The sequence below is a fragment of the Enterobacter sp. 200527-13 genome (assembly GCF_027924865.1).
Taxonomy (GTDB): Bacteria; Pseudomonadota; Gammaproteobacteria; order Enterobacterales; family Enterobacteriaceae; genus Enterobacter; species Enterobacter ludwigii.
Window position 1 is genome coordinate 1,863,718 of record NZ_BSCM01000001.1, and the last position, 12,430, is coordinate 1,876,147.

The window sequence follows — 12,430 nt, forward strand, 5'->3', positions numbered from 1 at the left end:
AACATGACCACATTTTTGTATCTAATACTCTGTGCGATGTCTACCGCCGCCGGCACCGATATGGTTTTGCCTGCTATTCCACTTTTTGCTACAGTCTTTAATATCTCATCGGAGATATCACAAAGGATACTCTCCATATATGTAGCAGGTAATGCCTGTGGTTTATTACTATTTGGTAACCTGGCCGATCGCTTCAGCAAAATCAGGATGCTCTTCTTTGCGCTACTTTTATTTTCACTAACTTCTTTTGGTTGCGCGTATGCTCCAGAAATAACACTTCTTTTAATATTACGATTTATACAAGGGATGGCTTCTGCTGCAGCATCAGTTTTCATCCCTGGATTTATTAGAGGTTTGTTTCCTCATCGGAAGGCAGCCCGGGCAATTGGATTGTTAGGGAGCATACAGGCATTAGTTCCGGCGATAGCCCCTGTAGTAGGTACACTTATCCTGCAGTTCTTTAACTGGAGAATCACGTTTATCTCTCTGGGCGTACTGACGATGGCTTTAGCTGTAATGATAAGGTTTGCAAAGGGACCAGAACGAAACCCAGGCCAGCACACGCCTGGAACGTACGTACAATTATTGAAAAATGCTGTTTATCTTCGCTATGCATTGAGCCAGGCTTTGGCCGTTGGCGGTCTGATAACGTTCGTATTCGGAGCACCAAGCGTCATTATCCTTTCCATGGGCGGGAACCTGAATGACTTCATCCTTATGCAAATGTTGAACGTAGGAGGTTACATCATCGCCGCCAACATTTCTCCGGGGTTGGCTGAACGTTTTAGCCATGAAAAAGTAATTCTTGCCGGCACGCTTATGGCATTGCTCAGCGCCTTCGCGCTATCGGGATATGGTTTCCTGAACGGAAGCCGGGCTTTTGTTATGACCATACTCTTTACGCCAATGGGTTTTGCGCTGGGGTTAAGGGGCCCCGTCGCCTTCTACAGGGGTATCGTTTCTGCAGGCAGTAATGATGCCAGAGGATCTGCGCTTATGATTTTCCTCACCTTCATAACGACTGCGCTGGGGTCACTCATAACTGGACATTTTATTACGGGTGGGCTCACCCCTCTTGCCATGTCAGTCACCGCCATGTTCTTACTGTCATTTTTGCTTTTTGTGTTATTGCCAAAACTGAACCGCCAGTGAATAAACAACAATGGGTAAGTCAATATTCTTTACAGCAGTGCATGAACGCTGTTGAAGAGTCGCTTCGGGGCGCAGCGGACATTGCACCCGCCCACCCCGGCAGTTAAAGCATAGTAACTCCCCGGTACCTGTCTTGTCAGTCACCAGACGTACACTTATCAGGAACCCGAATCCGCCTCAATCAGGATAGGTCATCGGCGTCCGGTTTCTGCGCACGGTGGATCTTGTCACGGATCTTATCAACTGATGCTTTGATGTCAGCAATGATGTCGGCGTCCATCCCAAGGGTATCCACAATACAGCGCGTGATAGTGCTGGTCTCGCTTTTCAGCGCCTCACCCTTCTCCGTTAGGTGGATAAGCACTTCGCGCTCATCCTTCGGATTGCGTGTCCGGGTGATCAACCCCGCAGTCTCCAGCCGCTTCAGTAAAGGGGTCAGCGTGCTGGACTCAAGAAAAAGAATTCCACTCAGTTCCTTCACTGTTCGCCCATCCTGATTCCACAAGGTGACCATCACCAGATACTGGGGATAGGTCAGGCCAAGCTTATCGAGCATGGGACGATAGAGCTGGGTAAAAGCATGTCCCGCTGAGTAAAGAGAGAAACAGAGCATACCGTGCACATCGGGCAGGGAATCCTCGGAAGTAGTGTGTTTAGTCATATGTCCTCCAGTCCCTCTAAAATAATTTGCATACGATTTAATTGCAAGCGATTGACAAAGGCAAAAAGGGCTGCCATATTCATTTGCACACAAACAAATCGCACACAAACTAATAACACAACACATGACAGGAGAACGAAATGACAACTTTCACCACCACAGACGGAACCGGCATTTTCTACAAAGACTGGGGTTCAGGTCAGCCTATCCTCTTCGCTCATGGATGGCCGTTATCGTCTGATGCCTGGGATCAGCAGATGCTGTTTTTCAGCCAGAAGGGTTTCCGGGTCATCGCACACGACCGTCGCAGCCACGGGCGTTCGGACCAGACTTTCCACGGTAACAATATGGATCAGTATGCGGACGATCTCGCTGAGCTGATTGAGGCGCTGGATCTGAAGGATCTGATTTTAGTGGGTCACTCAACAGGGGGCGGCGAAGTTGCACATTATATCGGTCGTCATGGTACCTCACGTGTGGCTAAAGTCGTTCTGGTCGGCGCTGTCCCTCCTCTGATGCTCCGGACGGATGCCAATCCTGACGGCACCCCGATGGAGGTGTTTGATGCTATCCGCGAAGGCACGGCCAAAAACCGCTCACAGTTTTTCTTCGACCTGACGGTTCCGTTCTATGGCTTCAACCGTGACCATGTCCCCACCAATGACGGGTTGCGGGAAAACTTCCGCAGAATCGGCCTGCAGGGCGGTATTAAGGGGCAATATGACTGCATCCATGAGTTCTCTGAAGTCGATTACACACACGACCTGCAACAGATTGATCGCCCTACCCTGATTATTCATGGCTACGACGACCAGATTGTCCCCATTAAGGCATCTGCACACCGCGCCGCTGAGATCGTCGCGAATGCAACGCTGACGATATATGCCGACGGTTCACATGGGCTGGCGGAGACAGAAGCCGATCGCTTTAACGCTGACGTACTGGCCTTTATTCGCAGCTAACAAGGTGGCCTGTTCCAGACAGGCCGCAACCATCATACGCATAGCCTTTAAACTGAATTGAAAAGAGGAACGATCATGTCCAAATTTGCTGCCTCCCTTGCCGTTGCCACCGTTTTGCTGTCTGCCAGCGCTATCGCAGAAACCACTAAGCCGACTGTTGTCCTGGTTCATGGTGCCTTTGCCGACTCTTCTAGCTGGAATGGCGTTACCCAAATCCTGCAAAAGGACGGGTATAACGTCGTCGCTGCGGCGAATCCGCTGCGCAGTGTTTCGACTGATGCGGCTTACGTCTCTTCCGTGGTGAACAATATTAAGGGACCGGTCGTCCTTGTCGGCCATTCCTATGGTGGCCAGGTCATTACGAACGCGGCCCGTGATACAAACAATGTGAAATCGCTGGTGTATGTCGCCGCATTTGCTCCGGATGCCGGTGAAGCGGCAGCCGACCTGGCCGGAAAATATCCTGGCGGCACGCTTGGCCAGGCGCTCGCCGCACCGGTGAAGCTGGCTGATGGTAGCGTCGATCTCTCCATCGACCAGGCGAAGTTCCACCAGCAATTCGCACATGACGTTTCAGCTAAAGAGGCGGCGCTGATGGCCGCAGGGCAAAGACCGATTACCGAAGCGGCTTTAACTGAAAAGTCAGGTGCGCCTGCCTGGAAAAAACTGCCCTCTTACTTCATTTACGGTGACGGCGACAAGAATATCCCCGCCCAGGGTTTGCGATTCATGGCTGAACGCGCGGGATCAAAACACACCGTGGTGATCAAGGGCGCATCCCATGTCGTGATGGTTTCTCATCCGCAGGACGTTGCCACACTTATTGAGGAAGCGGCGAAGTAAACATCGCTCTCCCTCCTGAACGCCATCCCTCGTCTGAGGGATGGCCGTATAGGTAATGCCTCTTATGTTCCTGCCGGTATCCGTGAAAATGACATCAGCGGTATTCTTAATAATCCCAGGGACCCGGAATGCAACGGAACGTATCGCCGTCGACAGCAACATGGCAGACAGACGGGAATGAGAGATGAGTAGCGATCAACGACTCTCTGTTATCTGCCAGTTCCTGCAGCAGACGAATGCGAATCTGTGCCGCTTCTTCGGGATAATGGTCGAAACCATTGAACCAGTCAGGATGTTCAAACCCAACCTGGAAAATAGCATCGCCGGCAAAGGTGAGTCGTTCCCCCTCAGAGGCCAGCCTCACCACGCTGTGTCCGGGAGTATGCCCGCCTGTACGAACGACACGCACGCCGGGTGCAACCTCGTATTCCTCTTCGAATGTGTGCAGTTGAGTCTGGTACGCTTGCAAAAATTGGGTAGCGGTTTGGCGCAGTGCTTCCGGGAAACCAGGCGGCATGGAAACCTGTGAAAAATCGGGGTCACGCCAAAATTCCACCTCAGCAGCAGCGACATGAATGCGAAGGTCTGACCGCATGCGCGCTTTCACACCCTCAATAAGCAGCCCACCAACGTGATCCATATGCAGATGCGTGATAATCACATCCGTGACGCTGGCAAGATCTATCCCCGCTGACGCCAGGCGGTTAACCGTTCGACCGGCGCGGGGTAAATCAGGGAAAGCCTCCCCCATCCCTGCATCAACCAGGATCGTCCGGTCACCGCTCTGCACGAGAACCACATTTAAGGCCCAGTCGAGAAAATCGGCAGGCAGAAACTTATCTTCAAACCAGTGGGTACGTTCGGAGGCCTCCGCGTTATGACCCAACATGGGTCCAGGTAATGACAACACGCCGTCACTGATCACCAGAACATCAATCTTACCGACCTGTAGTGCATAACGTGATGGCACCTTTTCATAAACGGCTTCAACATGCGAAGTACCATTAACAGGTGCTAACGACGCTGCATCATTCTTAGATATCGCCATATTTCCTCCAGACAACATAATTAATCGATTTAAGGGTATACACACCGTAGAAATGACTTTTTCCCCTCTGTTATTTCCCATCATCAAAAATAAACATGCAGACAGAACACAATGAAACAGGGTTAAAACATCGCTATACTCTTATGATGCCCACTGTTATTAACAGGTATACTCATGAAAAATCATGACAATCCTCTTGACGATGCCGTTCATAAAATGGCTCAGGTATTAAAGAACCGACCTGAATTAGGCATAGACAGTGGAGATGCGCTGCAAATTCGCTGTTATCACTGGCCGCATGGGCCATTGCATGAAACTATCCCGCCACTCGATCAACATGTGATTATTGCTCACGTTGGACATATGCAGCGTGTTGAGCGAAAAACAGAAAATAAAATCGTTAAAAACACGATCCGGAAAGGCGCCATCACGACAATTCCTCAGGGAAGTACATCTCGCTGGGATATTGCTGGTCTTGTAGATGTTATGCATTTATATATTCCTGATAATATTTTCGCCGATCTTCTGAATCAAATGGAGATACCCACTGCAGAGTTACTCTTACGCACAGCGCATTTTGATGAAACGGCATCAAAAATTACGCTGGCCGTTGCGGAAATCATTTCGGACAATAACAAAATTAACCAACTGCTCTGCGAGCACTTAACGCTGTCATTAATATTACAGTTAATAAAAAACCACTCCAACACGCTGACAGCCGCAGGTCAGTCGCAAGGAGTATTGTCTTCGCGCGCATTAAAAATGGCGCTGGAAAAACTGGATAACAGCCCCATAGGGGATGTCACGATTAAATCACTGGCTCTTGAGCTGGGAGTTTCCTCAGCTCATTTCTGCCGTGCCTTTAAAAACAGTACCGGCTTAACCCCGTACGGGTGGCTTAAGCAGCGCGTAATGGAACGCGCTTTCCACGAGTTACAACACACCGATAAACTGATTACAGAAATTGCCATTGAAAGCGGCTATGGCTCGCAAAATGCATTTACCCAGGCCTTCAGAAAAATAACAGGCTTGACCCCCGGTCAATGGCGTGAAAAAAAGAACACGCGTTGATGCTGCCTGCCGCCAGGCAGCATCAACAGAGATGGCCTGTTACGGAACAATAATGTAATCAGGGTTAGCAACAGAAAACATTTTCTCTCTGTCGGGTTCTGGCGGATAAATCCACTGAGTATTAATTTCCTGCTTTATTTTTTTCGCTTCCATGCCCTGGTACATAACCTGATGATCCCAGCCTTCCGTGTAGACCGCCCCCCATTTGCCCAGATCAAGACAGGTAACATATTTTGGCTGGCTGTAAGAATGCAGCGGTAATCCCAGTATTTCTGCTGCCGCGTTATGACCGGCGACGCGCCCCAGGCTCATCGCATGCTGGCAGGACATGACGTTATAATTACCTTCATCATCCGTAGGGACTTTTACGGTATCGCCGGTAACGAAGATACCCCTGGCGGCAGGTGCCCGCAGATACGCATCCCCAATAACACGGCCCAGATTATCGTGGTCGCCCGGGATGAGCCCGGCTAACGCGCTGGCCCGCATTCCCGCCGTCCATATCACCGTTTTACTGGGGATAAATTCATCGTCCGAAAGCATCACCCCCTCAGCGTTGATTGCGCGCACTCTGACGCCCGTTCGTACAGTCACGCCATTACTGGCCAGCGCCTGATTGATGATCTCACAGGCATCCTCGCCCATCGCCTGACCAATTTTGTTCGAACTGTCCACAATAATAACCTGCAAATGGTGCTCCGAACCCAAGAGGTCTCTGAGGCGTTCCGGCATTTCAGTGGCGGTCTCAAGCCCGGTCAGGCCCCCACCGGCGACAACAACAGTATTTCGTGCGGGAGAATAAGGCTCTGAAGCTAACGACATGAGGTGTTGCTCCAGTTCATGAGCAGCATTCAATGAGTTCACATCAAAACTGTATTCCGTGATCCCCGGCAGTTCTGGGTGAAATGCCTGGCTTCCGGTGGCCAGTACAAAACTGTCAAAATTAACCGAGGTTTCGCCACTCTCTTTTTTTACCGAGATAGTTTTATTTTCTGCGTCAATATCGGTGACATAACCGGCAATATAGTGCACACCCGCAGCCTTAAGAACATGCAGAATAGAGGGTGCCATATTTTCCAGTACGGCTTCATACAATCTTGGACGAATGGTTAATGCGGGTTCCGGAGAAACCAAAAAAATCTCAATCCGATCATTTGCCTTTTCCATATGTACCAGCCTTGCTGCTGAAATGGCGGCCCACATACCTGCAAAACCCGAACCGGCAATAATAATACGTTTTTTCATAGCGATACCTGTTAACAGCGGATGATGAAAATGTCGTTACCGCACCAAGAGTAGTGAAAGTCAAACCTGCCTGCTCTAGCAAAATTGATGTGCTTTAATCAAATTTGATGTTTTTTTATCAGCGCTGCGCGCGCCGCTAAATTTGCCCCATCCCGCCATCGACAGACAGGTCGATACCCGAAATAAAACTGCTTTCATCCGATGCAAGAAACAGCGCTGCCGCGGCCACCTCGTCAGGTTTGCCTAAACGACCTAACGGAATACGACTTGCGATGCTGGCGTCAAAAATCTCGCGATCGCTCAGGGAAACGCCCATTTTACTGATAATCGGTGTGGCGACGGGTCCTGGGCTCAGGCAATTCACGCGGATCCCACGGCCTTTAAGGTCGGTCGTCCAGCTGCGGGCAAAAGATCGCAGCGCGGCTTTTGAGGCGGCATAGATAGTGTGTCCATCGAACCCTTTATAATGCGCAATGGAGGACGTTAATATTATCGAACCACCGTCGGACATTAACGGGAGGGCCTGTTGCACGGCGAAAAACGTCCCTTTTACGTTGATATCAAACTGAGTATTAAAATCATCTTCGGTGGAGGCCGGGAAATCGGAAAGCACAATAACGCCGGCATTTGCAAACATCACATCCAGCTTGCCGTACTTTTCGTTAATAATACGAAAGAGGTTTTCATGGCTTCGTATGTCACCGATATCGTGTTGTATTGACAGTGCATTATCGTCACCGAGTTCATTCATCGCCTGCTGCAGGGTTTCTGCATTCCTGCCAGTGATAATCACCTTTGCACCTTCTTCAATAAACCGTTTGGCCGTGGCCAGTCCGATACCGCTACTGCCTCCGGTAATTAACGCGACTTTATTGTCTAACTGTTTCATGATGATATTTCCTGTTATTACTGCTCAGACAGAGCGATCACTCGTAAGCGTGAATACGCGTGGCAAGTGTATTTCTGCGTTCATTAAGTAATTCGATAAGCGTGTCCAGTGCCCGAAGTTTTTCTCTGTGCTGGGCCAGACACTGGATAAAACGTGCATCATCCATGTCGCTTACCTGAGAAAACTTTTCCAGCTCTGCAATCTGTCGGGTACTGAACCCACATTTTAAAAGCGAGATTATCCATCTCACTTTCTCGACGTCTTTCGCGTCGTAATTCCGATAACCGTTGTCCAACCGCTGAGAAACAATCAGTCCTTTAGCTTCATAATGTCTTAGCACTCGGGTGCTGACGCCAGTGAGCGCCGCCAGTTCAGATGGTCGCATACCTTTCTCCTCGTCATAGATGCACTCTACAACATTGACACTAGTGTCAATGTAAAGAGCATAGCGTTAGCTGGAATGTAAGCAGATATTTCCTGAGACAGGCAAAATTAACTCCGCCAACGAAGATTGCAGCAATCTTGATTTTGCCTTGACCGTTTATTGATTAACGGTCGGGATAATCAGCCTGTTCAGACAGAACTGCCCGGCGCTGACAGCGCCCTCTGATGAGATTGCAAGGAGAAACAATAATGGGCTTCAGACATTCGCTTTTTGGATGGGAACGTTCAAACTTCACGCATTACCAGGCGGCTTATTATAAGTACGGCGGCAGTGTTAATACTCACCCCGACATTATCAATTTCTTTATGCAGAAGAAGGAAAAAGATTTCGCATTCTGGCATTACCGACGCGATGGCGAGATCACCGCAGCGTACTTTACCAGTGATGAAAATACCTTCGGCCTGAATGTCTGGCGCGATTACCCGGTATCTTATGATGAAATTATTATCCCCATGGCTGCCGATCAAAAAATCGTTCTGCCAGTAAAAACAAACCGGCTGTCTTCATCGCTGCGTGGGAATATAATAAATGCCACCTATGCTTTTCGTGAAAAACGTAAGGTTTGCCTGATTAAAACGTTTTTCTCAGGTAAAACGGTGAAAAAAAGAAATGGAGAGCTAAAAAAAATGCTGGCTGCGGGCGGAGAATGCATACCGCTCAGAGAGATGTCACCGGCGGATATTGCTGATATTTACGTGCATCTCTTCAGGCTGCGTTTTGCTGACAGCGTCAGATGCTATAACAGGAAAAACATCACTGAACTGTTAACCGCCCTGCCACATATGGTCACCGGCAATGTACTTTTCTTTGAAGGTGCCCCCGTTGCGATAGATCTCGTACTGTGTGCCCGTAGTGAAAAAAGCCTGTATTTTGATGTTCCTAACGGTGGGATTGACCCGTCGATCACCGCATTCAGCCCAGGAAGTCTGCTCATGTGGAAAAATATTGTTGATGCACGAGAAGTGTGTCGCGATGAAAATAAGGCAATGCAATTTTCAATCGGATTGTACGATAAAAAATGGGACTATAAACTGCTTTGGGCCGAAACCCGGCCTACAGGTAAATCACTGGTTCTTTGAACTGTATTCGCCGCCCTGCCCTTAACAATTATTTATCTCCTTTCGGCGCATCCAATAAAACAATAATGATAATCTGAAATATGACAATCACCGGTGCGATGTACAGTAAAAAACAACCACATCGTACCCTTTTACGAAAGGCAGAAAGCAGAGAGAGAAGTAATTCAGGTGACATGGAAAACCCCCGTTTACCATGTATTTAAACTCAATTTTTACAAGATTCAGTTCACCCTTTGTTAAGGAACCGTCAATGCTGTTCCTTTTCGCTTAGCGGTATCGTCATCGTGAACGATAGCCCTCCGCTGGCATTCCGTTCTGCAAAGACAGTACCGCGATGCGCCTCGCATATCGCTCTGGCAATAGAGAGCCCAAGCCCGGATCCACCGGTATGTCGTGAACGGGACTGCTCCTCACGCACAAACGGTGAAAATATGGTTTCAAGCAGTGCGTCCGGGACTGCCGGACCGTTGTCGCGGAAAATAACAGATATCTTTTTATCGCTGACATGATAACGAATATCCAGGATGCCCCCTTCCGCAGCGTAGCGCAGAGCATTGTCCATCAGGATCAAAAAGACCTGGCCTATCCGGTACGGATCAACCCGACAGGTCACAGATTCCCCCTCATGGTAGATAATGTTCACTCCCACCCTTTGGGCTGAAGGCATCGTCCATGCCACTTTCTCACGGATTATCTGGTCCAGGCTGGTTGATACCAGGCTCAAATTCAGCTGGTTGGCATCAGCCAGTTTTAACAGATGCAGATCGTCAACCAGTCTGTTTAAATCATTCATCTGCTGCATGATCATGTTCAACTGGGCCTGACTGGGTTCAAATACGCCGTCCATAATGCCCTGCAGGCGACCGATGGCAGCCGTCAGCGGCGAGCGCAATTCATGTGCCATGATCACATGCGATTTTTTCAAATCTTTCTCGTAGCGTTCCAGCTGCATCGACATCCCGTTAAAGTTCTCGCTGAGGCTTCGCAATTCAAGCGGCAGATTGTCCGGGACGGGCACGCGGGTCCCAAACCCGCCTTCAGCAACAGACCGTGCCGCACCGGCAAGCCGGCTAATATGATGGGATATGGGGCGCGCTGTTTTCAGCGTAAGCATAAAAATAATCGGTATGAATATCAGAACCAGGATGCCAAGAATGACCCAGTCCTTAATCCCCATCGTCGGATCTGAGTAGGACAGCCCATACCAGGTGTCGATAATTTCATGATAGCGGTTGATGTTCTGTTCAGGGTGCTTGCTCAGAACTGAGAGTTCAGCCCTGACGGCCTCTGGCATCCGGTAGGCGTGCCATTTGTTTTCAACGAAAAATCGCACCCACATAAAAAAGGCAATAAGAATAATACTTCCGACTGCCAGGGATATCAGCCGCTTGCATATCCAGTTCCACAGCGTACTCGGTTCGCCTCGTGGAGATAACGTAAACTTTTTCATGCATTTGCAAATCGGTAACCGATCCCTCTTACGTTTATCAGCAAATCAGTCTGCCCCGCTGACTCGAGTTTTTTTCGCAAGTTATAGATATGCGTGTCCACAACGCGCTCCAGGGCTTCACTTTCTGGGAGACACGCTTCAAGAAGCGCCTGACGGGTGAAAGCCTTATTCGGTGACTTAAGAAATGTCATCAGCAGCAGCAGTTCCGTCGGCGTTAAATCCAGCGCTGTCCGTTGCCCGTTCTCGCTCTCAACGCTTACCGTCATGGACTCTGTATCTGCCTGCAGTCCCCGGTACTCAATAAGCGTGCTGCTGCGCTCGCCGGAATAACGACGAAGTACAGCATGGACTCTGGCGACCACCTCACCCGGGTTATAGGGCTTCACCACATAGTCATCCGCGCCAAATCGCAGGGCACTGATTTTGTCGCTGCCGTCGCGGATGGCGGTGATCATAATCACGGGAATATCACTGCGCCGGCGCAGGGCCAGCAGAACATCGTTCCCGCTCATGCCGGGCAACATCACATCCAGCAAAATAATGTCGGGCTTCCAGCTGAATGCCAGTTCAAGCCCCCGGTTACCGCTGCTGGCCGATGAGGTCTGAAACTGATCGCGCTTAAGGTAAGCCTCAAGCACATTCGCGGCATCCAAATCGTCTTCAATAATTAAAACACGTTTCACATTCGCACCTTGATGGAATCTTGATTAAATCTTGCAGGAATATTGATTGACCGCCCGCATACTCCGCAATTCATAGATATAAGCATAATTCATTCAGGAAGTTTTATGAAGGAAATAAAAATCGCCTTAGTAACACTCATCGCAGCATCGTTCGCTTCACAGGCATCATCAGATAAAAAAGCATCTTATGTCACGATTGGCGTGGGTTCACAATATGCGCCTGAATATACCGGCTCGAATAAATATGATGTCAATACGCTGCCGTATTTCGGATGGACTTACGATGACTGGTCCGTCAATACCGACAAAGGTATCGTCTATTCCCATCAGTTCAGTAATGGCGTTTACCTGGGGCAAGCTCTGGGGTATTCCCTTGGCCGCACGGATAGCGGAAACGCCTGGCTTCAGGAAGGCTCTGATAAACTTAAAGGTATGGGTAAGATTAATACCGTAATGAATACCACCACCACGGCAGGATGGTGGATGGCACCCTGGATAGGCTTTGAGGGAAATATTACGGCACCGCTGACTGAAAGCCAGGGAATGCAATATAAAATTAAACTTAATGTCGTTCTTTTTGCTAACGACACAGATACTCTGCTAATCAGTACCGAAAGAAAATACGGCGACGCACGGTATAATAATACCTGGTTTGGGGTGAATGAAAATCAAAGTACCCATTCCGGATATAGGCCTTTCAACGCGGGTAGCGGATTAAACAGTGTGAATTACGATATTAACTGGCAACACACATTTAATGATAACTGGTCCGGCTATGCGGATTTAGGGTATATCACGCTTGCAGAGCGTGTAAGCAGCAGCCCCATTGTGCAAAAGGATGAATATCTTCTCTTTACCGTCGGGGCATTTTATACATTCTGATGCAGGATATCGGTTATCTG

The 12,430-nt window shown here is 49.1% G+C and carries 13 protein-coding genes; 6 read left to right on the forward strand and 7 right to left on the reverse strand.

Going from position 1 to position 12,430, the window contains the following annotated elements; translation table 11 throughout:
* Nucleotides 1-3: 3 nt before the first annotated feature.
* The gene (locus QMG44_RS08970) at nt 4-1,152 is read left to right on the forward strand and encodes an MFS transporter (protein WP_040017661.1); all 1,149 of its coding nucleotides are present in this window, start codon (nt 4-6) and stop codon (nt 1,150-1,152) included.
* A 181-nt stretch (nt 1,153-1,333) separates the two neighbouring features.
* Here the strand turns inward: QMG44_RS08970 and QMG44_RS08975 are convergent, their stop codons facing one another.
* Entirely contained in the window at nt 1,334-1,813 is a 480-nt protein-coding gene (locus QMG44_RS08975; RefSeq protein WP_025203961.1) for a MarR family winged helix-turn-helix transcriptional regulator, read from the reverse strand.
* Nucleotides 1,814-1,953: 140 nt separating this feature from the next.
* Here QMG44_RS08975 and QMG44_RS08980 point away from each other — a divergent pair, with 140 nt between their 5' ends.
* The gene (locus QMG44_RS08980) at nt 1,954-2,775 is read left to right on the forward strand and encodes an alpha/beta fold hydrolase (protein WP_086532432.1); all 822 of its coding nucleotides are present in this window, start codon (nt 1,954-1,956) and stop codon (nt 2,773-2,775) included.
* 75 nt (nt 2,776-2,850) lie between these two features.
* Nucleotides 2,851-3,618 carry an alpha/beta fold hydrolase gene (locus QMG44_RS08985; protein ID WP_086532431.1) on the forward strand — a complete coding sequence of 256 codons (768 nt, stop codon included), beginning with the start codon at nt 2,851-2,853 and terminating at the stop codon, nt 3,616-3,618.
* 106 nt (nt 3,619-3,724) lie between these two features.
* Here the strand turns inward: QMG44_RS08985 and QMG44_RS08990 are convergent, their stop codons facing one another.
* Nucleotides 3,725-4,666: an MBL fold metallo-hydrolase gene (locus QMG44_RS08990; protein ID WP_086532430.1), complete on the reverse strand. Its 942-nt coding sequence runs from the start codon at nt 4,664-4,666 to the stop codon at nt 3,725-3,727.
* Between the two features lie 174 nt (nt 4,667-4,840).
* On the opposite strand from QMG44_RS08990, the gene QMG44_RS08995 reads away from it, so the two are divergent.
* The gene (locus tag QMG44_RS08995; RefSeq protein WP_086532429.1) at nt 4,841-5,737 is read left to right on the forward strand and encodes an AraC family transcriptional regulator; all 897 of its coding nucleotides are present in this window, start codon (nt 4,841-4,843) and stop codon (nt 5,735-5,737) included.
* A gap of 39 nt (nt 5,738-5,776) precedes the next feature.
* On the opposite strand, the gene QMG44_RS09000 is transcribed toward QMG44_RS08995, so the two are convergent.
* The 3 genes from QMG44_RS09000 to QMG44_RS09010 all read right to left on the reverse strand — a co-directional run bounded on the left by QMG44_RS09000 (nt 5,777) and on the right by QMG44_RS09010 (nt 8,256).
* Nucleotides 5,777-6,982, reverse strand: a complete 1,206-nt coding sequence (locus QMG44_RS09000) for an NAD(P)/FAD-dependent oxidoreductase (protein ID WP_063156498.1) — start codon at nt 6,980-6,982, stop codon at nt 5,777-5,779.
* 136 nt (nt 6,983-7,118) lie between these two features.
* Nucleotides 7,119-7,871 (reverse strand): glucose 1-dehydrogenase, encoded by a 753-nt coding sequence (locus QMG44_RS09005; RefSeq protein ID WP_078774428.1) that lies wholly within the window; start codon nt 7,869-7,871, stop codon nt 7,119-7,121.
* A 37-nt stretch (nt 7,872-7,908) separates the two neighbouring features.
* Nucleotides 7,909-8,256, reverse strand: coding sequence for a MerR family transcriptional regulator (locus QMG44_RS09010; RefSeq protein WP_020882407.1), 348 nt, complete (start codon nt 8,254-8,256; stop codon nt 7,909-7,911).
* Nucleotides 8,257-8,504: 248 nt separating this feature from the next.
* Between QMG44_RS09010 and QMG44_RS09015 the strand changes: the two genes are divergently transcribed.
* Nucleotides 8,505-9,395 carry a GNAT family N-acetyltransferase gene (locus QMG44_RS09015; protein WP_281853074.1) on the forward strand — a complete coding sequence of 297 codons (891 nt, stop codon included), beginning with the start codon at nt 8,505-8,507 and terminating at the stop codon, nt 9,393-9,395.
* Nucleotides 9,396-9,642: 247 nt separating this feature from the next.
* Here QMG44_RS09015 and QMG44_RS09020 read toward each other — a convergent pair whose 3' ends face one another.
* Entirely contained in the window at nt 9,643-10,845 is a 1,203-nt protein-coding gene (locus QMG44_RS09020; RefSeq protein ID WP_086532427.1) for a cell wall metabolism sensor histidine kinase WalK, read from the reverse strand.
* Nucleotides 10,842-11,528 carry a response regulator gene (locus QMG44_RS09025; RefSeq protein WP_020882404.1) on the reverse strand — a complete coding sequence of 229 codons (687 nt, stop codon included), beginning with the start codon at nt 11,526-11,528 and terminating at the stop codon, nt 10,842-10,844. The genes QMG44_RS09020 and QMG44_RS09025 overlap by 4 nt, the downstream gene beginning before the upstream one ends.
* 105 nt (nt 11,529-11,633) lie before the next feature.
* Between QMG44_RS09025 and QMG44_RS09030 the strand changes: the two genes are divergently transcribed.
* Nucleotides 11,634-12,410, forward strand: a complete 777-nt coding sequence (locus tag QMG44_RS09030) for a MipA/OmpV family protein (protein ID WP_086532426.1) — start codon at nt 11,634-11,636, stop codon at nt 12,408-12,410.
* Nucleotides 12,411-12,430 lie beyond the last annotated feature (20 nt).

What these genes read in the sequence shown, in the direction of transcription:
- QMG44_RS08980 (WP_086532432.1), top strand. Translation starts at nt 1,954, where the DNA reads ATGACAACTTTCACCACCACAGACGGAACCGGCATTTTCTACAAAGAC.
- QMG44_RS09020 (WP_086532427.1), bottom strand. Translation starts at nt 10,845, where the DNA reads ATGAAAAAGTTTACGTTATCTCCACGAGGCGAACCGAGTACGCTGTGG.
- QMG44_RS08970 (WP_040017661.1), top strand. Translation starts at nt 4, where the DNA reads ATGACCACATTTTTGTATCTAATACTCTGTGCGATGTCTACCGCCGCC.
- QMG44_RS09010 (WP_020882407.1), bottom strand. Translation starts at nt 8,256, where the DNA reads ATGCGACCATCTGAACTGGCGGCGCTCACTGGCGTCAGCACCCGAGTG.
- QMG44_RS09030 (WP_086532426.1), top strand. Translation starts at nt 11,634, where the DNA reads ATGAAGGAAATAAAAATCGCCTTAGTAACACTCATCGCAGCATCGTTC.
- QMG44_RS08975 (WP_025203961.1), bottom strand. Translation starts at nt 1,813, where the DNA reads ATGACTAAACACACTACTTCCGAGGATTCCCTGCCCGATGTGCACGGT.
- QMG44_RS08990 (WP_086532430.1), bottom strand. Translation starts at nt 4,666, where the DNA reads ATGGCGATATCTAAGAATGATGCAGCGTCGTTAGCACCTGTTAATGGT.
- QMG44_RS09000 (WP_063156498.1), bottom strand. Translation starts at nt 6,982, where the DNA reads ATGAAAAAACGTATTATTATTGCCGGTTCGGGTTTTGCAGGTATGTGG.
- QMG44_RS08995 (WP_086532429.1), top strand. Translation starts at nt 4,841, where the DNA reads ATGAAAAATCATGACAATCCTCTTGACGATGCCGTTCATAAAATGGCT.
- QMG44_RS09015 (WP_281853074.1), top strand. Translation starts at nt 8,505, where the DNA reads ATGGGCTTCAGACATTCGCTTTTTGGATGGGAACGTTCAAACTTCACG.
- QMG44_RS09005 (WP_078774428.1), bottom strand. Translation starts at nt 7,871, where the DNA reads ATGAAACAGTTAGACAATAAAGTCGCGTTAATTACCGGAGGCAGTAGC.
- QMG44_RS08985 (WP_086532431.1), top strand. Translation starts at nt 2,851, where the DNA reads ATGTCCAAATTTGCTGCCTCCCTTGCCGTTGCCACCGTTTTGCTGTCT.